Origin of the sequence: Aromatoleum toluvorans (assembly GCF_012910905.1) — a bacterium.
In the GTDB taxonomy this organism is placed as follows: Bacteria; Pseudomonadota; Gammaproteobacteria; order Burkholderiales; family Rhodocyclaceae; genus Aromatoleum; species Aromatoleum toluvorans.
The window spans coordinates 1-382 of the sequence record NZ_WTVN01000114.1 but is presented as its reverse complement, the minus strand read 5'-3'; the positions used below and the strand labels follow the sequence as shown (position 1 = coordinate 382).

General features: G+C 62.0%; 1 pseudogene. It reads left to right on the top strand.

Annotation, left to right across the window (positions count from 1 at the left end):
- Positions 1 to 382, top strand: a pseudogene (locus GPA22_RS22555) (MBL fold metallo-hydrolase); the annotation flags it as partial.

The following is a 382-nucleotide window of genomic DNA, read 5'->3' as shown; positions in this document are numbered from 1 at the left end:
CTGTTGATCCGCGGCACCGGTCGCACCGATTTCCAGAACGGCAGCGCGCGGGCGCAATACGATTCGATCTTCAACCGCCTGCTCAAGCTGCCCGAGGAGACGATGGTGTTTCCCGCGCATGACTACAAGGGCGACACCGTCTCCACCATCGGCGAGGAGAAGCGCTACAATCCGCGGCTGCAGGTGAAATCGATCGACGACTATGTCGAGCTGATGAACAACCTCAATCTGCCGAGCCCGAAGCTGATGGATGTCGTGGTGCCCGCTAACATGCATGTCGGCCTGCACCAGGACGAACTTGCCAAGGAAGGCCTCTCGCTGAACACGCGCGACGCCATCGCAAGCCTCGGCCGGCCCGACGTGCTGCTGGTCGATCTGCGCG